Below are 20,495 nucleotides of genomic sequence, written 5' to 3'. Positions count from 1 at the left end.
ATCGACCGAGAAAAGACCGCAATCGTCATCGAACTATCAGCCGTCATGGAACGCGGCCAAGCTCTGGCCGGGAGCGAACCCTGTTGGTGGGTACGTCGGGCCGGGCGTAGCCCGACGTTGCATTGCTCGCAAGACCCAGATCCTCGACATCTTCTCGGGGGGATGACCCGACGACGATGACTCCAAGGAGCAGACCGAAGAGAAGCATCGAACGCTCGTCGCCATAGAAGTCGACAGCGTCGCCCATGCCGTGGATGGCGATCCAGCCGAGCGAGGCGCACACCGCGGCTGACGCCCACCTACTCCACCGCGATCGCTTGACCATACGGACGCACGTGACGGCAATGGCGATCCAGAGGCCGAACAGCAGGCTCGCCCCCAGCAGGCCCGTATTCGCCCAGTAGGCGATGAACGTGTTGTGCGGTGGCAGCCTTGCCGCCAGCAGGCCGCCGATCCGGCTCGCGAACTCATTTGTCCAGCCGCCGAAACCTAGCCCTTGGGCCGGGTACTGGTGGAACAGGTCCCGAGCGACGGACCAGATGAGCCCGCGACTCCCCAGCGACTCGCTGGAATCGGAGCGAAATGTTGAAGGAAGTAGTTCGACCAGATGAGTGACGAAAATGTAGAGGGGCAGCGCCGTGAGCGCGAGCACCGCTACACCCGCGCCGCCATAGCGGGCAAGGAGCCATCGGAGCGCAACCACGAAGAAGACAGTGGCAACGAGGAGCACTAGGCCTGTTTTGGATCCGGTGAAAGGCACAGCAAAGAACGCCATCGCAGCGCCATACGCGACGATCTTGCGGCGCCAGAGGACGTAGGCCCAGACCAGCGCCCACGCGGCCGCACCAAGGAACATCGACGCGGTGTTTGCGTTCAGCCAGAATCCACCGGCCTTGTTGAACGCCGTCGCGTTGTCCGGAAACAGACCGAAATATCCGTCAAGCCGTTGCGAACCAACAAATACGTCGCCGAGTGGCGATCGGTAGAATCTATCCTCGATCGAGGGAAATAGTCGGAATCCGATGACGAGGATCGATTCAAGAATGATCCACCCAGCAAGGATGGAGGTAACGGTTGACAAACCGCGGGAGTCAGTCGTTTGGATAGTGCGGGCGTACAGACTGATGATCAGCACGCAGAGAATGTTCATAACCGCGAAGAAGGCGGCCTGTGGTTGAGGTGACCACAGGGACGCAAGCGCGCATGCCACCGCAAGGCATGCGAGCAATCGCTCGATTGGGGTGGGTCGCCGCCGGAGGTCAACGAGTGCCGCGACTCCAATCAGGAGTACCCAAATCTTGAACACACCGGTCGATTGGGGGAGCCCAGGCACGTAGAACTGCGGCACTGCGAGGAACGCCGCGATGCTTAGGCGCAGGCGGACCGAAGACGTCATCGCGAGGACAACCAATGGAACCGCCAGGAGCGCGAAGGCTGTCAACTCTTCCCCGCATCCTTGGCCGGGCGATCGATCGCCGGCACCTTGGGGTCAGTCTCGGACGAGGTAGCGAGGCGCCGCGCTCGCCACCCTGTCCGGAGGCTGACGAGTGACTCACGGATCAGCTTGCGTGTCGCACGGGAACTCGCAACGTTGATCGCGAACACCAGAAGAACCACGCTTGCCCCGGCGCCCCACGAAAGCCCGGCCGCGACGGAAGCGAAACCCGCCACCATCGTCGGCAACCATCGCACGAGGACGGCGAGCGTTGCGCGGCCCAGCCCCAACGCCCGCGAGAGGCCGAATGTCAGGACCGCACCGTAGACCGAAACGCCAACTCCGACGGCCACACCGCCGACGAGCGGAACTCCGATCCCTTGCACGAGGCACTGCGCCACGATTGCGACAAGACTCCACGTAAGCACCGGCCGCGTGTTTCCCCTGCCAGTAATAGCCCTCGCCATCGTGTAGCTCAGAACCTGGAACGTGAGGCCGGCCGAGAGCCCGGCGAGGACCGCTGATGTCAGCGATGCTGCCTGGACGTCGAACCGTCCGCGGGCGTAGAGGAGGTCTACCGCCGGGCGAGCTGCGAGCATCAAGACCATCGAAATGGGAATCACCGTCACGCAGACGAATTCCGTCATCCGCGTCAGGATGCGCTGCGACTCGCTGGTACGCACCTGTGGGAGTTGTGTCAGGCCGAGGATCCCCAATGGGAGTGCGATGGTCGACATGACCGAGTCAGAGATCGTTCGCGCATAGTCGATCGAAGCGACGAGTCCGTCGGCCCCGTACGACGCGAACACCCGCTCGAGGACAATAGAGCCCTGGAGAGCGACAGCAAGAACGATCAGAGGCGCGATGCCGCGGATGCCCTGGAGCACCATCAGACCGCCCTCCCGAACCGCTGGTCCCCCGGTGAATGCGAGTCGACCACGAAGCAGGAACAGCCCTCGCGCGGCGTAAAGCACCCACGCGGCGAGGAAACCCCATGCCAACCAACTCATTGACCCGAGCCAAACAGCCATGACAGTGCCGACGAGTAGACCGACGCTCTGAACCATCGGGCGGATGGCGTTCTGGGCGAACGCTCCCGTGGCTGAGAGCGCGTAGGAAGTGATCGTCGAGATGCCGTATACCGGAATCACCCAGGCGAGGACGGCGAGCAAGCTGCTCGCCGTCGCCTGGACGGTCGGCAGGGCACCCGGAACGATGATGGCGACCAGGTCGGCGCGAGTTACGAAGACCACGAGCGAGACGAGGCCCAGGACGCTGGTGACCCACAAGAGGTAAGCGACTAGCAGCGAGTTCGCGCGCCTTGCGTCTGATGCTGACAACTTGGCGTAGCTCGGAGCGAAGGCCGCAGAGATCAAGTCCCCCGACACTAGGTTTGCTGGAACGATGGATGCTGTCTGAGCGACTCGGAACCCGGTAGCGGTCGCACCGGTGCCGAAGGCGGCCGCGAACACGATTTCGCGCAGTAGCGCGACGATCTTGCCGAAGATCCCGCCGGCAAATAGAACGAGGAAGCCTCTCTTCATGCTGCCACCCGACGTCGACGCGCGACAGAACCACGGGTCGCGATCCCCTCTGCAACTTGGAGATAGCCCGCTGTCGTGCGCTCCCAGCTCATCTCCGCGACGGACGCGCGCACGGCATCGCCCTTGACCACGAGCGCCGCCTTAGCGATAGCACGGCCGATTTCCTCGGGATCATGGGAGGTGACCTCACCGTTGGCGCCGCTGACGATGAGCCGATGCGCCGGGCACTCTGGCGTGAGGACGATTGGGACGCCCGCGGCTAATGCCTCTAGCGCAACGAGCGGCATCGTCTCGTAGTGACTGGGCAGGCAGAAGACGTCGGCGACTCCCAGCACCGGGCGGACGTCGTCCACGCGGCCGAGGAACACGACGTTTGATGCGACGCCAGACTTCTCAGCCATGATCCGGTATCGCTCTCGGTCCTGGGACTCCCCTCCGGCGACGAGGAGAATCGTGTCCGAGGGCATGCCCGCTAGAGCGGCGATCAATTCAGGGAGTCCTTTGCGGGCGAACTCGTGGCCAATGAAGAGGACGACGGTCCTTGAGCCCACCAACTGTTGAGCGAGGAGCACGTCGATCGGTCCGGGTTCGGCAGAGAACTTTGTGAGATCGACACCGTTGGGAGTGACCGACACGCGGTCATGCCCGCCTGCGAGCGCGACGACGTCGGGAAGTGCCGCTTGTGATACGGCGAGAAGCCGCCTACCCCACACCGGGGCCGCGAGTACACGCTCTTTGGCGATGCGAATGGCGCGCACCGGGTTGAGGTAGGCGAGGAACATTCGCGGCCTCGACAGGTGTCGGCGGGTCAGTTCTGCGCTGAAGACGTTGTGCATCACCAGCACTTGGCCGACGAGGGACTCGCAGTTGTGGTTGAACACCACATACCCGCGCATCCGAAGAGGCAACGCAATCATGGAGGAGGCAACGGTAAACCAAGCAATCTGCAGCGCATGCCTCACGTGCCAGCCGATGCGATGCTCCGGCTGCCAAGCGATGAGGGCGCCACCCCCCGCGACTGTCTTGACGGTGACTCCGGGCGCGGGAACGAAGTCAGTCGAGTCGGTGACCAGCACGACTTCTACGCCGCGAGCCGCGGTGAGAGCGGTGACCTGACGAACCACTTCACCACCTCCCGTCCCGACGATGTCTCTCGCCACGTGGACAACTCGCAGACGCGTCATCGGTCAACCTCAACCGTCTCGACAACTGTCTCGACCAACGCCGCCGTTGCAGTTCGCCGGATCTCCTCGCCCCGCCTGGTCCAGCTGTGCTGCTGAGCCGCCAGCAGGCGGCGCATCTTCACTGCGTCGCTCGGTGCCTCGCTGTTGGCCACGACAGCTGCGACAAAGTCATCGCGATCGCCGCACACAAGAACGTCATCGCCGAGGGCAACGACCGCGGGGATGGCGGTGGACACGACGCACGCACCCGCCGCCAGGTACTCGTAGGTCTTCAACGGGCTCACACCGCGCGTGTAGGCGTTGTCGAGGTACGGGATGACGCCGACGCTGGCTGTGGCACACAGGTCGGCAAGCTCCTTCGCCCGCAGCATCCCGTGGTACGTCGCGCCCGCCGCGACGACCGCATCGAGTTCCTCGCGCGCGTTGCCGCCACCCTCTGAAACAGGACCGGCGAGGTGGAGGTCGAGGCCCGCTTCGACCAATCGACGAAGGAGAGGAAAGTCGACCTTGGTGGTGCTGAGATTGCCACCAAACACGACGCGTCCCGCGCGCGGCCCGGTGGGCGCCCCCGGTCGAGTCCAGTCGAAGGTGCCGACGTCCGCGACGTTAGGCCACGAGATCGGTGACGCGAAGCCCTGGGCACGCAGATGATCGACAACTACTGACCCGGTGCCCGCGGCGACCGCGCCAGCAGTTGCTAGCCGCTGCTCGCCCGCTAGGACGACAGCCGGGGTGATCCCGGGCACCTCGTGCAGGAGGTCCACGCAGTGGTAGACGATCCCGTCAGCGAACTCCTCGAGGCGGTACGTCTCGGGCGAGTATGTCCAAAGGAGCTTGGGGCCGTCGTGCTCGAGCCAAGGTGCGACCAGGCGCCGCAATGAGCGCTCGTTGAACCAACGTGCGACGGCCGCGGTGTGCTGGGGTACGACGAACGGCGTCAGCACCTGCAGCCCCTCGGGACGCGGTCGTGCGAGCGCGCCGGCGGATGGACGCCGGATCAACTTGGATACGAGCCGACGCAGGATCCGGACGACGTCGCGACGGGAGAGCTCCAGCCGTCGTAGGCCCATCGACTCGACGAAAGTGACGGTATATCCCTCGGCGAGAGCACGCGTGGCGTAGTGCTGGTTGGTCGCGATGGCCTGATCCCAGTCGGCAGTACCGAGCACGAGAACGGCCACCAATTGGCGGGAGCGCGTCATGCGGCCGCCTCCCCCGGCGCGGCGCGGCCCAGGTCGATGACCTCGCCGTTGAGCCAATGAAGCAACTCAGCGTCGAAGCGCTCGGCGGAGAACTGGCGCGAGTGCCTCGCGACCAGTTTGCGGTCGACGCTCGACGCGGCGGACACCGCGCGAGCGAGCTCCACGGACGTGAATGACTCGACGACCGCGCCGCCGAGTGGGGCCTCCACGCTCTCGGGCGCACCGCCGATCGCGTTGACAATGACGGGCGTTCCGCAAGCCATGGCCTCAACCGGAAGGATGCCGAAATCCTCGATCGCAGGGAACACGAAGGCGACCGCATGTTGGAGCAGCGCGAAGAGCAGGGCGTCGGATGGCCGGCGCACGAATGTGACGGGGACCGTGGCCGCCGATGCGCGCTCCCGCAGGCGACCCTCCTCCGGGCCCGATCCGGCGATGACAACCGGTAGGCCCGACGCCTCACCCGCGTCGATAACCAGATCGAGGCGCTTGTAGGAAACGAACCGTGACGCACCAATCAGGTACTGCGCGGGGAGTGCGTCCAGCTCGGCCAGATCGCCCGGACCGAGCTCGTCCCGCCAGTCGGAGACGGACTGGATCCGCGCGACGTCGACTGGTGGGTAGATCACGTCGGCGTCGCGGTCCCACGCCGCGCGGATGCGGTCACGTACATAGCGACTGTTCGCCGCGATCGAGCTGGGCTCACTGGCGCGGCGGCGGTCGATGCCACGAAGCAGCGGGGAAACAGCCTTCACGGCGGCACCCGAACCCCGGACGTCGAGCTCCGGAGCCCAGAGATAGCGGGCAGGTGTGTGCACGTAGACGAACTTCTGCGCATCGGCTGCTCGGCGCAGGGGCCGCGCATGATGAGCGAAAGCGTGCGAGCTGACGACGATCCGGTCGACCTCGCCCACGTTGAGCGTCCGCCACGCGGCGAGCGACGCAGGGATGGACAGAGCCTTGCGCCCCCGCAATGGGGTCTTCGCCACCCACGACTCGACGACCTCACGACCGGGGTATCTGCCCGGATCGTCGTCCCACAGGCACACGACCTGCGCATCGGGGAGCACGCCGACCAAGCGGTCCAGAACCTTCTCTGAACCACCGGTCGCCGAGATCCACTCGTGCACGATCAGGTCTCGCATGTAGCTGGCTGTCTTCCTGGTAAGGGGCACGCGGTCAGACGACGAATCAGTACGCGCCGTCGCCCCGGACGATAACCCTGGCGGTGCGCGCGAGGATCATCAGGTCGCCGAACGGTGTCCAGTTCTCCACGTAGTTGACGTCCAGACGGATACCGTGCTCGGGCGCGAGGCTCGATCGACCCGAGACCTGCCAGAGTCCGGTCAGCCCGGGCTTCACCCGAAGTCGTCGGTGTGCCGTTCGGTCGTACTGGGCCACCTCCGCATCGATCTGCGGGCGGGGCCCCACCAGGGCCATGTCGCCGAGCAGTACGTTGAACAGCTGAGGCAACTCGTCGATCGAGGTGCGGCGCAACACTCGTCCGACCGATGTGACGCGCGGGTCGTTCTTCGGCTTGTAGAACATCCCGACCGAGTCGATGCCCTGGTCGGCCAGGACTTCGGACAGCCGCTTGTCGGCCCCCGCGACCATGGTGCGGAACTTGAAGATCCGGAATCGCTTGCCATCCTTGCCGATGCGCTCCTGCCGGTAGAGCACTGGACCGCGGCTGGTAACCCCGACGAGGATCGCGACCGCCGCGAGCACCGGCAGCAGGACGAGGGTGATCACCGCGGCGAGCACCCAGTCGTACAGCGACTTGGCGATGTACTTCCCGCCGGTGAATCGCGCCTCGTCCACGTACATCAGCGGCAGCCCGCTGACAGGCTGCATGAGCACACGCGGACCGGCCACGTCGACCAGAGCGAGCGTGAGGACCAAGTCGATGCCCTTGCCCTCCAGGTCCCAGCCGAGCTGACGGACTGTGTCGGAGGTGATCGCGTCGGCGCCGGTGACTGCGACCGCGGACGCGCCGATCTGCTCGGCGATCTCGCCGGCACGGTGCATTGCGCCCAGGACGGGGATGCCGCCGATGAGCTCTCCCTCCGCGACCTCGCCGGTGGGGACGCAGACGCCGAGTACGGAGTAGCCGGCGCGAGGGTTCCTGTTCAGCTCGCCGATCAGCCGTGCCGCCTTGTCACGGTGCCCGATGACCAGGATCCCCGACTGGAAGTGGCCGGCCTCGCGCTGCTCGTGCAGCCAGCGCCTCCAGAAGAACCGCCCAGCAAGAATCAGTCCCAGGCCCAACGGTGCCGCGAACCCGAGGTACCCGCGGCCGATCTCCATGCGCAGCAGATAGGCGATCACGGCGACCGCAGCGAAGAGCCGCCAGGTCACATTGAAGACGCGCGAGAACTCCGTGGGACCGCTGCCAAGCACGCGGCGGTCACGTGTCCGCCCGAAGGCCAGGGCAGCCAACCACGCGGTGGCAAGGACGACGGACACGGAGAGATAGGACGGGGAGAACTCACCCGAAACCGTCGCGAGGCCGGTGTGGTCGAACCGAACCAGGTAGGCGACGATCACGGAGAAGGTGACGGCGACAGCGTCCGTGGCCCACAGGCGGAAGGCAAGATCACGACGGCCGGAGGGTGCGGAGAATTCCTGCGGGGAAGTCGACCGTGTGAGCTGCTGCGGCACGAAGGCGAGGGCGCGCGCCCGCATGTCCGATATCGTCACGTTTCCCCCCGATGTCCGTTTCCGTTGGCGACGCGCGCCATGAAGACGGTCCGGCAAATGTTACCCCGGGCGACTCGCACTTCGATCGTACGGGTGAACGGATGTCGGGCATAACGCCCGTCACACGGTATTTTCACCCGCAGATCCGCACGATCATGCGCATGAGACACTGTCTGACCGGGTATGGCGAGCAGGGAGAATACGTTCGTGGAGCTTCAGGATTATTGGGTCATTCTGCGTAAGCGATGGCTGTCGATCGCCGTGTTCGCCGTGCTCGGCGCCGGCCTCGGCGTCGCCCTCTCGCTCGCGAGCACGCCGCTCTACGACGCCACCACGCAGCTGTACGTCTCCGTGAAGTCCAGCGACTCGTCGAGCGACCTTCTCCAGGGCTCCAACTTCACGCGCCAGCAGGTGACGTCCTACACGCAGCTGGTCACCAGCCCGCTCGTCCTGCAGCCGGTCATCGAGGACCTCGGGCTCGACGCCCGCACCGACACCCTCGCGTCACGGGTGAGCGCGAGCTCCCCGTTGAACACGTCGCTGATCAACGTAACCGTGACGGACGAGAACCCCGCCATGGCTGCAGCGACGGCCGATGCCATCGCCAAGCAGTTCAAGTCCGTCATCGCCGATCTCGAGACGCCCAGCGACGGCGGGGCATCGGCGGTCAAGATCTCGATCGTCCGCGACGCGGTCTCCCCGGAGGGCCCGTCGTCGCCGAACAAGAAGCTCAACCTCGCCCTGGGCCTGCTCGTCGGCCTGGCGCTCGGCATCGGAATCGCCATCCTTCGCGAGGTGCTCAACACCCGTATCCGCACCGACGCGGACGTCGCGCGCGTCACCGAGACCTCTGTCATCGGCACCATCCCGGACGACCCCGAAGCCCCCCAGCACCCGCTCATCGTGCAGAGCAGCCCGCACAGCCAGCGCTCCGAGGCGTTCCGGCGGCTGCGCACCAACCTGCAGTTCCTCGACATCGCCGACCGCCCGCAGTCGATCGTCATCACGTCCTCGCTGCCCGGCGAGGGCAAGTCGACGACGTCCATCAACGTCGCTATCACGCTCGCCGACGCCGGCACGCGCGTCGCGCTCATCGACGCCGACCTGCGCCGCCCGTCGGTGGCCAAGTACATGGGGCTCGAGGGCAACGTCGGGCTCACCACGGTGCTCATCGGCCGGGCGAACGTCGAGGACGTCATCCAGCCGTGGGGCAACGGCTACCTGCACGTGCTGCCGGCCGGCCAGGTGCCGCCGAACCCCAGCGAGCTGCTCGGCTCGCTCGCCATGGCGCACCTGTTGGAGAAGCTGACGTCGCAGTACGACGTCGTCATCGTCGACACCGCTCCCCTGCTGCCCGTCACCGACGCGGCCATCCTGTCCAAGCTCACGGGCGGAGCGTTGCTGGTGGTGGGCGCGGACAAGCTGCACCGCAGCCAGCTGGCCGAGTCCGTGGGTGCCCTGGAGACCGTCGGCGCCCGCATCCTCGGCATCGTGGTCAACCGGCAGAAGCGCAAGCAGAGCGACCAGTACGCCTACTACGACTACACGCCCACGCCGGCCACGGCCGCCGACTCCGGGCGCACCAGCCGCAAGAAGCGCAAGGGCACGCCGACCGGCCGCGTGCCGCAGGCCCCGGAGCCTACGAGCCCGACGGCCGTGTCCGGACCGACCACGCTGTGGCCCGGCGACTCCCTCAGCGACACCCAGCTGCGCGAGTTCCAGCGCCAGCAGGCGCAGGCCCCGGCCCAGCACCAGCGGCCCACGCACTGACGCTCCACGCCTGACGACGACGGCCCCGGACCACTCGGTCCGGGGCCGTCGTCGTTTGACGTCCTCCAGTCGCTGCCTCACGGCCGGCGGCGATCGCGGCGTGGACCCCCGTGGAAGTCGAGGGCGTCGGCCGTCGGCCGGTCGACCGCGGTACAACCCAGCTCGGAGCCCTGAAGGGCCGTCAGCGACGGCAGTCGCGGTCCCGGGGGCCCCAGCGACGACAGGGTTTCACAGGCCCTCCAGCGGCCCGAGGCCCCGCCGCCCACCCCCGGACGCACGAGAGCCCCGCACCATCCGGTGCGGGGCTCTCGTGTGAGGTGCTAGGCCGTTCAGGCCGCGGCGCCGGCCTGACGACGGCGGGCCACGACGACGCCACCGGCGCCGACGAGGACCAGCGCACCGGCGCCCAGGGCGATCGGCAGCGCGTTGGAACCGGTCGAGCTCAGCTGGCCCGAGGTGCCCGCAGCGGCCGCGACGGTGACCGTCTGCGTGCTGAGGACCGCGCCCGACGCCGTGTCGGTGGCGACCAGGGTGAAGGTGCCACCCTGGCTCAGCGTGACCGTGAAGACGGCCGTGCCGGACGCGTTGGTGACCTTGCTCAGCGACTTGGTGCCCGCGATGGTGATCGCGGAGTCGGGCAGCGAGGCCGGGTTGCTGGTGATGGTCAGCGTGACCGAGGCGCCGGCGGGGCCGGTGACCGTCACGGTGAAGCTCTGACCGGCGGCGGGCGTCGTGTCCGACACCGTGCCCTTGTTGGAGTAGTCACCGGAGCCGTACGCCATGGCGGCGGACGGGACGAGTGCGAGTGCCACGGCAGCTGCTGCGACCAGAGCGGTGCGACGAATCTTCATTGGTGTCCCCCCGGACGGTCGTATAACTGGGTGGCGCCGATCTGGTGTTACTGGTGTGGCGCGATGTACTTGGGGCAACCGTACCTGCTAGTTACCGCACGAGGAAGTGAGCACTACGTCACCCTTTTGGCGGGCTGTCGGAGTCGAGCGGATATGCACGTCGCCCATTTGTTTCGGGCCTGTAACGATATCCAGCGCCAGCGAGCCGGTCTCGCCCGGTTTGAGTGTAAATGTCCGTCCGCCTACCGCCAATCCGTCGTGGATCTGGGCAAGAAGACCCTGCGGATCAGGTTTCACCCGTACCGATTCGATTCCGCCGCCCTCGGGCGCGTAGATCAGGACATTTGTCCGAATGTCTCCGAGCGGGACGATGTTGTCCAGACCCACCAGATAGGAGGGCAGCTGGGCCGCGTCGGCGGGTGCCGTGGACGTCAGCGTGACGTCGGCGTGGACCAGCTGGGAGCCGTCCGGGCGGCACGTGGTGGCCTGGGCGTCGATGGTCAGGTCCAGGTAGTAGCCCATCTTCGCCTGGGTGCCGTCGTTGAGGTACACGCCGATCACGGCCGAGTCGCGGTCCGCACCCTGCAGCTCGCCGCTGAGCACCGTGCCCGCCAGGCGGTCCTGCTCGCCCTCGGCCGCCGACCAGAGCATCAGCCGCCCCTGCCGGGCGGCCTCGGCCAGCGCGTCCAGCACGGCGGGCGCGTCGCCCTGCCCGCTGACGACGGCACCGAAGACGGCGGCGGAGGTACCGGCGAAGTACGCGTCCTGGTCCTTGGGGTCGGGCATGTCGAGGTAGACGCCGTTGAGCAGCGCCTGCACCGCGTTGTCGGCGGTGAGCACCGACCCGTCCGGCATCGTCACCGGCCCCGTGGCGCCCAGGACGAGCGCGAGCGTGCCCGGGTCGACCGACAGGACGCCGTCGATCGTGCCGCCCACCTCGCGCTCCCAGATGCCCTTGGCCAGGGCGCCCGTGCGGGGGAAGTCGGGCGTGAACGTCACGTCGCGCATGTCGGTGCCCAGCAGCGGGCCGAAGAGCACGTCCTCGGCGTCCGTGAGCGGCAGCACCGGGTCGGCCAGCCCGCTGAGCGACCCGCCGGAGCGCTGCTCGACCACGGAGACCGCGCCGTCGTCGGTGTGCAGCAGCAGGACGGACCCGGGGATGCCGCCGGTCGCCCGCTGCTCGGCGTTGTTCTGCACCAGCACGAGGTAGTTGCGCGGGCCGTCGGCACCCATCATGGCCGGCACCAGCTGGGCGGCGCGGGCGGCGGTCGCGGTGGTGACGGCGACGTCCTGCACCTGGTCGCGAAGCTGCTCGACGGGCTCCGCCACCACGCCGAGCAGCGCGGACGTGTCGATGTCCTCGAGCTGCTGGGCGGACAGCTGCACGGACGCGTCCGCGGCGACGATCTGCGGGGCGGCCTGCGTCAGCGGGGCCAGGTCGACGCGGCCGTCCACGGGGGCCAGCGCGGTCGGGTCCACCAGCGTGGTCGCCTCCATGAGCGACGGCAGGGCGTGCTGCGCCAGGTCGTCGACGGTCCGGGCGATGGTCCGGACGGCGCTGACGTTGTCCCCCGCCCAGGGCAGCGACGACGCGGCCGTCCAGACCGGGCCGGTGGTGGACGACTTCGCCGTGGCCGCGTGGGCCTGCAGCTGCACCAGCGTCCGGTCGGCCGCGGCCTCGTCGCCGGCGGTCACCTGCGCCTGCAGGTCCCGCACGTCCGCGCGGGCCGCCTGCAGCGCGTCCTTCGCGCGCATCGCGTCCGTGGCCAGCCAGATGCCCGCGCCGATCACCACGACGACGACGATCCCGAGGCCCAGCAGGACCGAGCGCACGACGCGTCGGCGGCGAGCACGCTTCGCGCTCGAGCGGCGACGGCGGACGGTCTCGGGGTGCTGCGGAGCCTCCGGGACCGGCTGACCGGTCCAGTCGGATCCCCATCCCGGGTGCGTCACGACGTCTCTCTCCCCCTGGACACACCGCCGCCCGGTTCGGGCGACTGCGGTCGGAATCGTACCGGCGCGGTCTGGGTGCCCCCGCCCAGACAGGGTGAGATGTGTGCGCCGATCGGGTCATCCGATGCCGTGATCTGCGGGTGGGACCCGCAAGATGGTGCCCGTGACCCCCTCCGACCTGGCCGAGCCCGTGCGCGTCCTCGTCGTCTGCACCGGCAACATCTGCCGGTCGCCGGCCGTCGAGCGACTGCTCGCTGCCGGGCTGGGTGCTGCCTACCGAGGCCGCGACGGTGGTGGGCTGGCGCCGGCCATCGAGGTCGCGTCGGCCGGCACCGGCGCGATGGTCGGCTGGCCCATGCCCGACGAGATGGCGGCACTGGTGGCCGGTCTGGGCGTCGACCCCGGGGGCTTCGCGGCCCGCCAGCTCACGCCCGGGATGGTGCAGCAGGCCGACCTCGTGCTGGCGCTGACCCGGCGGCACCGCTCGGCGATCGTCGAGCTGGTGCCCGCCGCCGTGCGGCGCACCTTCACTCTGCGGGAGCTCGCGCGGCTGGTGGCGGACATCGACCCCGCCACGCTGCCCGGCGCCAACGCCACGACCGCCGACCGCCTGCGCGCCCTGGTGCCGCTCGCCGCGGCCCGCCGGGGGCTCAGCGCGCACAAGCCGGCGGACGACGACGTGGTCGACCCCTACCGCGGCGGTGCCGCGCTCTACCAGAAGTCGTTCGACCAGCTGCTGCCCGCCGTCGAGACGATCGTCGTCACCGTCCGACGCTGAGCCGGTACGACAGAGGCCGGGCCCCCGTGGGGACCCGGCCTCGTGCGTCTGCCGCTAGATGCCGAGCGCGGCCTTGATCGGGCCGATGAGGAAGTAGACGACGAACATCGCCGACGCGATCCACATGAACGCGTGGATGTCGCGCACCTTGCCCACCGCCAGCTTGATGACGACGAACGTGATGATGCCCGCGCCGATGCCGGCCGTGATCGAGTACGTGAACGGCATGAGGATGATGGTGAGGAACGCCGGGATGGCGACCTCCCAGTTCTTCCAGTTGATGCCGGCGATCTGCGTGACCATGAGGAAGCCGACGACCACCAGCGCCGGGGTGGCCGCCTCGAACGGGACCATGGCGACCAGCGGCGACAGGAACGTGGCCAGCAGGAACGCGATGCCGGTGACCACGGAGGCCAGGCCGGTGCGCGCGCCGTCGCCGACGCCCGAGGCGGACTCGATGTAGCTGGTGTTGGACGAGACGCTGCCCGCGCCACCCGCCGCGGCGGCGATCGAGTCGACGACCAGGATCCGCTGGGCGCCCACCGGGCTCCCCGTCTCGTCCAGCAGCCCGGCCTCGCCACCGACGGCGACCATGGTGCCCATCGTGTCGAAGAAGTCGGCCAGCAGGAGCGAGAACACCAGCAGGATGACGGCGACCAGGCCGATCGACTCGATCGAGCCGAACAGCGAGAACTGCCCGACCAGCGAGAAGTCGGGGGTCGCGATGATGCCGCCCGACGGCCAGTGCGGCACGCCGAGCTGCCAGCCGGCCGGGTTGACCACGGCGCCGGTCTCGTCGGTCTTGCTGCCGATGTTGCCGACGAGCTCGACGACGAACGCCAGCACGGTGGCCGAGACGATCGCGATGAGGATGGCGCCGCGCACCTTGCGGACCATGAGGATGATCGCGAGCATCAGGCCGAACACGAACACCAGCAGCGGCCAGCTGCCCAGCGAGCCGGCGATGCCCAGCTCGACCGGGGTGGCCATGCTGGCGGGGATGCGCACGAACCCGGCGTCGACCAGGCCGATGAACGCGATGAACAGGCCGATGCCGACGCTGATGGCGGTCTTCAGCTCGAGCGGGACCGCGCGGAACACGGCGGCGCGGAACCCGGTGAGCACCAGGACCAGGATGATCAGGCCCTCGAGCACCACCAGGCCCATCGCGTCCTGCCAGGACATGCCCGGCAGCGCGGCGATGGAGTAGGCGACGACGGCGTTGAGGCCCAGCCCGGCCGCGAGCGCGATCGGGAAGTTGGCGACGACGCCCATGAGGATGGTCAGCAGCCCGGCGACCAGCGCCGTGGTCGCCGCGACGGCGGCGAGGTTGGGGGTGTCACCGCCCCCGAGGAACTGCCCGTCGCCGGAGCGGACGGTGCCGATGATCAGCGGGTTGAGCACGATGATGTAGCTCATCGTGAAGAAGGTCACCAGACCGCCGCGGATCTCGGTGCCGATGGTCGAGCCGCGCTCGGTGATCTTGAAGTAGCGGTCGACGACGTTCGTCGGGGGCGCAGGGCGTGTCTTCTGCGCAGTGGGGGTCGAAGCCATGCGCGCAGTGTGGCAGAACTGTGTGACCGGGAAATTGCGTGTTCAGCACGTCGTCGTCAACGTCACACGATCGAGCGGCCGGGCCTGCGGCTGCGGCCCGACTAGGCTCGCGCCGTGCCGTCGCTGATCGACAAGCTCTTCCACCCGACCCGGACCGCGCCACCCCCGGTGGACGTGGACCTGGGCCGCGTGATGCTCGTCGGCACCGGCATCTGGGGCGTGGTGCTCGTGATCACGGCGGTGCTCGCCGCGACCGGCCGGGCGTCCTGGACGCCCGCGTGGGTGTGCGCCGCGGGGGCGTTCCTCGGGCTGCTCGGGTACGGCTGGGCGCGGCGCAACCGGGCCCGCCAGAAGGCCCGGGGCTGACGGCGACGCGTCAGCCCAGGAACACCTGCGCGCACAGCAGCCCGCGGGGGCCCGTGGCGCAGCCGACGCCGATCTGCGTGTAGGCGTCGCCCAGAATGTTGGCGCGGTGGCCGTCGGACCCCATCCAGCCCGCCACCACGGCCAGCGCCGTCGGGTAGCCGAGGGCGAGGTTCTCCCCCGCGGCGCGCGCGTCGCACGCCGCCAGCACGGGCTCCAGGGGGTCGTGCTCGAAGCGGTCCTCCGCCGCGAGGAGCGCGGTGCGCGCGGCGGCCTGCTCGGTCGCGCACGGCGAGACCGTCAGCGCGGGCAGCCCGGCGGTCGCCCGCTCCGCGTTGGTGCGGGTCACGATCTCGTCGACCATCGAGGCGGGGGTCGGCGTCGGGGCCGGGGCCGTGGTGGCCGGGGGCGCTGCGGCGGTGCCGGGGGGCGACGAGGTCGGCGCGGTCGGTGACCGGGTGGCCGACCGGCCCGCGGGGTCGTCGGCCCGGAGCGCCGCGGCTCCCCCGTCCGAGGTCACGCGGAGGTCCGCGGTCGGGTTCATGGCGATCGGCACCGCGACGAAGACCAGCGTGCAGGCCAGCACGGACGCGAGCCGGCGGGGCCACTGGCGCCCCGGCTGCCGGCGATCCCGCAGGTCCCGACGGTGCCGACGACCGCCGGGCGCTGGCGGCACGGGCGGGAAGGGATGCACGCGGGGGACGCTATCGGGTTCCGGACGGATCGGACACCGCGTCGTCGTCGCGCTGCTGCCCCTGCGCGACGTCCAGCGCGATCTCGTCGGCCCGCTCCGGAGCCGTGAGCAGCGCCTCGACCGCGTAGCGGAGCTCCCACCGGCCGGCCGCCTGGGCAAGGCCGGCGGCGAGGCCGACCAGGTGGACGGCGTGCACCACGGAGCCGTCGCCGTCGTCCTCGACCCACCACTCGACGGGCGAGCCGTCGACCTGCAGGTCGTCGTGCTGCACCCACGTGGTCGGCGCGTGCGGCAGGAGGGTGCCGACTCCGGCGGGGACGTCGTCGACCTCGCCCGCGTCGTCGACCACGCCGTCGGCCAGGTCGGCCGCGAACGGGAGGTCGAGCAGGCGGGCCGTGGCCTCGGTGCCGGGCACCAGGGCGGCCAGGTCGGTGCGCTGGTGCCACATGGGGTGCTCGGCCACCGCGGCGTCCTCGGCGTGCACGACGGCCACGCGGCCGGGGCCCACCAGCGCGGGCAGCCGCTCGGGGGGCTCGTCGGGCGCCATCGCCGCCCACACGGCCGCGGCGAGCGCGGGGTCGACCGCGACGCCGACCGGCCCCCAGCTGTCGAGCAGCTGGGTCCAGCCGGGGCCGTCGAGCTCGTCCAGCGCGGCCACTCCGCCGAGGGCACGCTGCACGGCGGCGTCGAGGCCTGCCACGGCGTCCGGGGCGGCGGGCAGCAGGGCGGCCAGGGCGTCGCCGACCGCGAACGGGCGCCCGAGCCCCAGGTCCGCCCGCTCGCGCAGCCACCACGAGGTGTACGACGGGGCACCGGCGCCCGACTCGCCGCGGACGGGGTCGACCAGGGCGCGGCGCAGGTCAGGGTCGCCGGCGATCCGCGCGAGGACCGTCCCCCATTGCTCAGGGTCCACGGCGTCGAGGTCCGCCACCGCGACCGCGTCGCCCACGTACGCGCCGGCGCCCAGGCGCTGGGCCAGGTGGTGCAGGTAGTCGTCCCAGCCGTCCAGCGACTGCGCGGCGAGCGTCGCCGAGTCGGTGGCGCCGTCCCGCAGGGAGGCCGGGTCGGCCAGCACGTCCGCGACGTGCACCAGCACCAGGTCGGCGCGGACACCGACCGCGGCGAGGGCGGCGGCACCCCAGCGGTCCACGGTGTCGACGGAGACGGTGGACAGGACTCGGTCGTCGAGCATCGTCGCCGCCGCGGAGCCCGGCAGGACCAGGCTGTCGGCGGGCGTGCGCTCGCCGTCGGCCGCGGGCAGCGGGAGCAGCCCGAGCCAGGGCAGGGCCTCGCGGGGCAGGTCGGCGCCGTCCAGCGCCTGCACCAGCGCGAGGACCGCGTCGACCACCTCGTCGGTCTCGGTGTCGTCGTCGGCGAGCTCCAGCACCGCCTGCCGCACCGGGTCCTGGTTGAGCAGTCCGACCGCGTCGGGCGCCTGGGCGCCGAGCCGCTCCAGCACCGGGTGGACGGCCGTCGGGTCGACCACGCGCAGCCCCCAGCGGCCGAGCGTCTCGAGGGTCCGCTCGCCCAGCCGGGCCACGAGCCCGGGGTCGAGCACCACCGTCCCGCGGGCGCCGCGGACCACCCGGCCGTCGGCCAGCGGGACCGGGACGGCGCCGAGGGCCTCGCGCGACTGCGGGTCGTCGGCCAGCAGCTCGAGGGCGTCGTACAGGTCCGTCCAGCCGCCGTCGCTCACGGCCGGCAGGTCCTCCACCACGTCCGCGAGCGACCGGATCTCGACGCCGAGCGCGCGCGCCTGCGACTCGCGGCCGCTGGGCAGGGTGACCAGGGACGTGACCCGGCGGCCGAGGGCGGCGAGCGCCGCGTCGTCGTGGACCGACGAGCCCGCGAGGGCCACGGCCTGGGTGGGGACGACGAGGGGGTCGGCGTCGTCGGGCGCGGCCTTGCGCAGCAGCGGCGTGCGGGTCAGGCGCTCGACGATGCGCTCGCGCAAGGCGGCGTCGAGCGGGCCGGCCGCCAGCCCCGTCGGGACGAGGGCCAGGGCGTCGCCGCCGGTCGCCGCGCGGCCGTGGGCCAGGCGCGCGTACACGTCGGCGGCGTGGTCGAGGACGGCGTCGGTCAGGGCGCCCTGCGCCACGTGCCGGCGGGAGGGGTCCAGGGGGAAGGTCGCGACGAGCAGGGCGGGGACGCTGCACGGCTCGTCCGTCGGCGTCGGGGCGTGCACCACCTGGTCGGCCCGGGACAGCGGCGCGCGGCCGCGAGGCAGGGCCCAGGTCACGCGCCAGGCGCGGGCGGCCCGCTCCTCCACGGGGCGGTCCGCCATGAGCGCGAGCGGCAGCTCTCCCTCGCCCGTGGCGACCGTCCAGCGCTCGGCCACGTCGGCGAGGCGCCGGGCGGGGCCCGTGTCGTCGTCGACCAGGATCTCGACCAGCCCGGGCAGGGCCAGCAGCAGGGGGTCGCCCACGTCGTGCAGGAGGGTGCGGACCTCGTCGGCGGCGACCTCGTCGCGCAGCTCGAGGACGACGGCCGTGTCGTAGCCGGTGGGCGGGGTGCCCTCGGCGGGCAGGGGAAGCCGCAGGGCCGGCAGGGAGCCGTCGCGGCGGCGCACCTCGTCGGCCAGGGCGGGGTTGTCGAGCGCCGCCTCGGCGAGCAGCTCGGCGGCGTCGGCGGTGCTGAACCGCACCCCGCCCGTCGTGCTCAGCACGGAGACCTCGTCGGCCACCGCCCGGACCGCCGCGAAGCCGACCCCGAACCGGCCGACCGCGCGCCGCGACTCGTCGCGCTTGGCCGACGCCCGCATCGACGCCAGCGACGCCACCCCCTCGGCGTCGAGGGGCGCGCCCGTGTTCGCGGCGACCAGCACCGTGCCGTCGTCGTCGGTGCGGGCCAGCCGCAGCAGCAGCCGTCCCGGGACGCCCGCGCGTGTCGCCGCGTCCGCGGCGTTCTGCGCCAGCTCGACGATCACGCGGTCGCGGTAGTAGCCGCGGGCGTGGTCCTCCTCCGTGTTCGCGTCCTCGCGCAGGCGCGCCGGGGACGAGCGCCACGCCCCCAGGACGGCCGCGCGGAGGGCGGCCGTGCCGAAGGCGTCGGCGGTCACGGCTCCGGGTCGGGGGTGGCGGACGGGTCGTCCGCGGAGTCGTCGGGCTGGGTGTCGGCGGGTGACTCGGGGGCTGCCTCGGCGTCCACCGGCTCGGCTGTCACGACGACGTCGTCGGCCACCGGCTCGTCCTCGGTCGTCGCGGTGTCGTCGGCGACCGCGGTGTCCTCGGCCACGGCGCTGTCGTCGGCGACCGGGGTCTCGTCGGCCACGGGCGCCTCGTCCGCGTCCGCGACCGGCTGTGCGGCGGCGGGCTTGGTGAGGTTGACCAGCTCGAGGCTCAGCTCGTCGATCAGGGGGTCGGACTCCGGCCAGTCGGTCGGCGGGGTCTCGGCGTCGGTCTCGGAGTGGGCGCCGCAGCCGTGGTCGACGCTCACGACCATGCCGTCGTCGGGCGACCACTGGTTGGCGCACACGCCGAAGACGGTGCCGAGCGACCCCTGGAGCGGGATCAGGAACCCGCAGCTGCCGCACGCGGCAGCCGAGGCCAGGGAGCCGGCGCTCGTCGGGCCGTGGGCGCCGCGGTACCAGCGCTCGGCGGCCTCGTCGCGACCCTGGGGCGAGAGCACCCGGACGCGGGCGAGGGCGAGCTCGTCGATCGCGACGTCGTCGAGCTCGGGGTCCCCGGTCGGGGTCCAGCCGGGCTCGAGGCGCGGGTCGTCGGCCTTGAAGGGGAGCACGTCCCCGGGGCCGATGTCGCCGGGACGGATGCGCTCCGACCACGGCAGCCACGCCTGGCCGAGGACGGCGTCCGGGCCGGGCAGTAGCTCGGCCTCGCACACGGTGGCCGTGCGACCGCGGGGCACGCGGGCGACCGTGACCGTCCACTCCCAGCCGCGGTAGCCGCGGGCGGCCGACGCGAACCGGTGCGAGACCAGCCGCTCGCCCTCGACCACGAGGCCCAGGTACTCGCCGACGTCGGCGGGGTCCTCGGCCAGGGCGACCGCGACCTCGCGGGCCAGGTCGACGGCCGATCCGAGGACCGCGTCCTTGGTTGCTGCAGGCATGCTCAGGCCTCGATGTCGTCCGCGACGGCGCGCAGGAGCGAGGCGTACTGCTCCCCGCGCGCCTTCTCGGGGTAGCGGCCACGACGCAGGTCGTTGCCGACGCGGTCGAGGACCTTGATGAGGTCCTCGATGATGACGGCCATGTCGTCGGCGGGCTTGCGCGCGGCCTTGGCGACAGAGGGCACGGGATCCAGCAGCTTCACCGACAGGGCCTGGGGGCCGCGGCGACCGTCGGCGACGCCGAAGTCGACCTTCGCGCCGGGCTTCGGCGCCGTGACGCCCTCGGGCAGCGCCGACGCATGCAGGAAGACCTCGCCGCCGTCGTCGCTGGCGATGAACCCGAAGCCGCGCTCGGTGTCGAACCACTTGACCTTGCCGGTAGGCACGGTGAACCCCGTTCAT

16 protein-coding genes are annotated in these 20,495 nt (G+C 70.5%); 3 read left to right on the top strand and 13 right to left on the bottom strand.

Going from position 1 to position 20,495, the window contains the following annotated elements; translation table 11 throughout:
• Positions 1–43 precede the first annotated feature (43 nt).
• From AB5970_RS03145 to AB5970_RS03120, 6 genes are all read right to left on the bottom strand, one after another.
• Positions 44–1,135, bottom strand: a complete 1,092-nt coding sequence (locus AB5970_RS03145) for an O-antigen ligase family protein (RefSeq protein ID WP_370502439.1) — start codon at positions 1,133–1,135, stop codon at positions 44–46.
• A 302-nt stretch (positions 1,136–1,437) separates the two neighbouring features.
• Positions 1,438–2,979, bottom strand: coding sequence for a lipid II flippase MurJ (locus tag AB5970_RS03140; protein ID WP_370502438.1), 1,542 nt, complete (start codon positions 2,977–2,979; stop codon positions 1,438–1,440).
• Entirely contained in the window at positions 2,976–4,163 is a 1,188-nt protein-coding gene (locus AB5970_RS03135; protein WP_370502437.1) for a glycosyltransferase family 4 protein, read from the bottom strand. Before AB5970_RS03135 ends, AB5970_RS03140 begins: the two co-directional genes overlap by 4 nt.
• Positions 4,160–5,365 (bottom strand): glycosyltransferase, encoded by a 1,206-nt coding sequence (locus AB5970_RS03130; protein ID WP_370502436.1) that lies wholly within the window; start codon positions 5,363–5,365, stop codon positions 4,160–4,162. Before AB5970_RS03130 ends, AB5970_RS03135 begins: the two co-directional genes overlap by 4 nt.
• Positions 5,362–6,510: a glycosyltransferase gene (locus AB5970_RS03125; protein WP_370502435.1), complete on the bottom strand. Its 1,149-nt coding sequence runs from the start codon at positions 6,508–6,510 to the stop codon at positions 5,362–5,364. The genes AB5970_RS03130 and AB5970_RS03125 overlap by 4 nt, the downstream gene beginning before the upstream one ends.
• A 46-nt stretch (positions 6,511–6,556) precedes the next feature.
• Positions 6,557–8,050 carry a sugar transferase gene (locus AB5970_RS03120; RefSeq protein WP_370502434.1) on the bottom strand — a complete coding sequence of 498 codons (1,494 nt, stop codon included), beginning with the start codon at positions 8,048–8,050 and terminating at the stop codon, positions 6,557–6,559.
• Between the two features lie 222 nt (positions 8,051–8,272).
• Here AB5970_RS03120 and AB5970_RS03115 point away from each other — a divergent pair, with 222 nt between their 5' ends.
• On the top strand, positions 8,273–9,835 hold the full coding sequence (locus tag AB5970_RS03115) for a polysaccharide biosynthesis tyrosine autokinase (RefSeq protein WP_370502433.1): 1,563 nt from the start codon (positions 8,273–8,275) through the stop codon (positions 9,833–9,835).
• A gap of 329 nt (positions 9,836–10,164) precedes the next feature.
• Here the strand turns inward: AB5970_RS03115 and AB5970_RS03110 are convergent, their stop codons facing one another.
• Positions 10,165–10,647, bottom strand: coding sequence for an LPXTG cell wall anchor domain-containing protein (locus AB5970_RS03110; protein WP_370502432.1), 483 nt, complete (start codon positions 10,645–10,647; stop codon positions 10,165–10,167).
• A gap of 126 nt (positions 10,648–10,773) precedes the next feature.
• Positions 10,774–12,519, bottom strand: a complete 1,746-nt coding sequence (locus AB5970_RS03105) for a DUF4012 domain-containing protein (protein WP_370502431.1) — start codon at positions 12,517–12,519, stop codon at positions 10,774–10,776.
• Positions 12,520–12,793: 274 nt separating this feature from the next.
• Here AB5970_RS03105 and AB5970_RS03100 point away from each other — a divergent pair, with 274 nt between their 5' ends.
• Positions 12,794–13,417, top strand: a complete 624-nt coding sequence (locus AB5970_RS03100; RefSeq protein WP_370502430.1) for a low molecular weight phosphatase family protein — start codon at positions 12,794–12,796, stop codon at positions 13,415–13,417.
• Between the two features lie 54 nt (positions 13,418–13,471).
• Here the strand turns inward: AB5970_RS03100 and AB5970_RS03095 are convergent, their stop codons facing one another.
• Entirely contained in the window at positions 13,472–14,971 is a 1,500-nt protein-coding gene (locus tag AB5970_RS03095) for an NCS2 family permease (protein WP_370502429.1), read from the bottom strand.
• Between the two features lie 114 nt (positions 14,972–15,085).
• On the opposite strand from AB5970_RS03095, the gene AB5970_RS03090 reads away from it, so the two are divergent.
• The gene (locus tag AB5970_RS03090) at positions 15,086–15,337 is read left to right on the top strand and encodes a DUF2530 domain-containing protein (RefSeq protein WP_370502428.1); all 252 of its coding nucleotides are present in this window, start codon (positions 15,086–15,088) and stop codon (positions 15,335–15,337) included.
• A 10-nt stretch (positions 15,338–15,347) separates the two neighbouring features.
• On the opposite strand, the gene AB5970_RS03085 is transcribed toward AB5970_RS03090, so the two are convergent.
• Genes AB5970_RS03085 through AB5970_RS03070 form a run of 4 tightly spaced genes read right to left on the bottom strand, consistent with a single transcriptional unit; the run spans position 15,348 to position 20,479 of the window.
• Positions 15,348–16,028: a CAP domain-containing protein gene (locus tag AB5970_RS03085; protein WP_370502427.1), complete on the bottom strand. Its 681-nt coding sequence runs from the start codon at positions 16,026–16,028 to the stop codon at positions 15,348–15,350.
• A gap of 10 nt (positions 16,029–16,038) precedes the next feature.
• Positions 16,039–19,086 (bottom strand): sacsin N-terminal ATP-binding-like domain-containing protein, encoded by a 3,048-nt coding sequence (locus AB5970_RS03080; protein ID WP_370502426.1) that lies wholly within the window; start codon positions 19,084–19,086, stop codon positions 16,039–16,041.
• On the bottom strand, positions 19,083–20,093 hold the full coding sequence (locus AB5970_RS03075; RefSeq protein WP_370502425.1) for a DUF3027 domain-containing protein: 1,011 nt from the start codon (positions 20,091–20,093) through the stop codon (positions 19,083–19,085). The genes AB5970_RS03080 and AB5970_RS03075 overlap by 4 nt, the downstream gene beginning before the upstream one ends.
• 2 nt (positions 20,094–20,095) lie before the next feature.
• Positions 20,096–20,479: a cold-shock protein gene (locus AB5970_RS03070; RefSeq protein WP_056085661.1), complete on the bottom strand. Its 384-nt coding sequence runs from the start codon at positions 20,477–20,479 to the stop codon at positions 20,096–20,098.
• Positions 20,480–20,495: the final 16 nt, after the last annotated feature.

Source organism: Cellulomonas sp. ICMP 17802, from assembly GCF_041295535.1.
GTDB lineage: Bacteria > Actinomycetota > Actinomycetes > Actinomycetales > Cellulomonadaceae > Cellulomonas.
Note: the sequence above shows the minus strand (reverse complement) of the source record. Positions and strands in the feature narration are given on the sequence as shown.

What these genes read in the sequence shown, in the direction of transcription:
- AB5970_RS03140 (WP_370502438.1), bottom strand. Translation starts at nt 2,979, where the DNA reads ATGAAGAGAGGCTTCCTCGTTCTATTTGCCGGCGGGATCTTCGGCAAG.
- AB5970_RS03135 (WP_370502437.1), bottom strand. Translation starts at nt 4,163, where the DNA reads ATGACGCGTCTGCGAGTTGTCCACGTGGCGAGAGACATCGTCGGGACG.
- AB5970_RS03130 (WP_370502436.1), bottom strand. Translation starts at nt 5,365, where the DNA reads ATGACGCGCTCCCGCCAATTGGTGGCCGTTCTCGTGCTCGGTACTGCC.
- AB5970_RS03125 (WP_370502435.1), bottom strand. Translation starts at nt 6,510, where the DNA reads ATGCGAGACCTGATCGTGCACGAGTGGATCTCGGCGACCGGTGGTTCA.
- AB5970_RS03120 (WP_370502434.1), bottom strand. Translation starts at nt 8,050, where the DNA reads ATGCGGGCGCGCGCCCTCGCCTTCGTGCCGCAGCAGCTCACACGGTCG.
- AB5970_RS03100 (WP_370502430.1), top strand. Translation starts at nt 12,794, where the DNA reads ATGGTGCCCGTGACCCCCTCCGACCTGGCCGAGCCCGTGCGCGTCCTC.
- AB5970_RS03095 (WP_370502429.1), bottom strand. Translation starts at nt 14,971, where the DNA reads ATGGCTTCGACCCCCACTGCGCAGAAGACACGCCCTGCGCCCCCGACG.
- AB5970_RS03075 (WP_370502425.1), bottom strand. Translation starts at nt 20,093, where the DNA reads ATGCCTGCAGCAACCAAGGACGCGGTCCTCGGATCGGCCGTCGACCTG.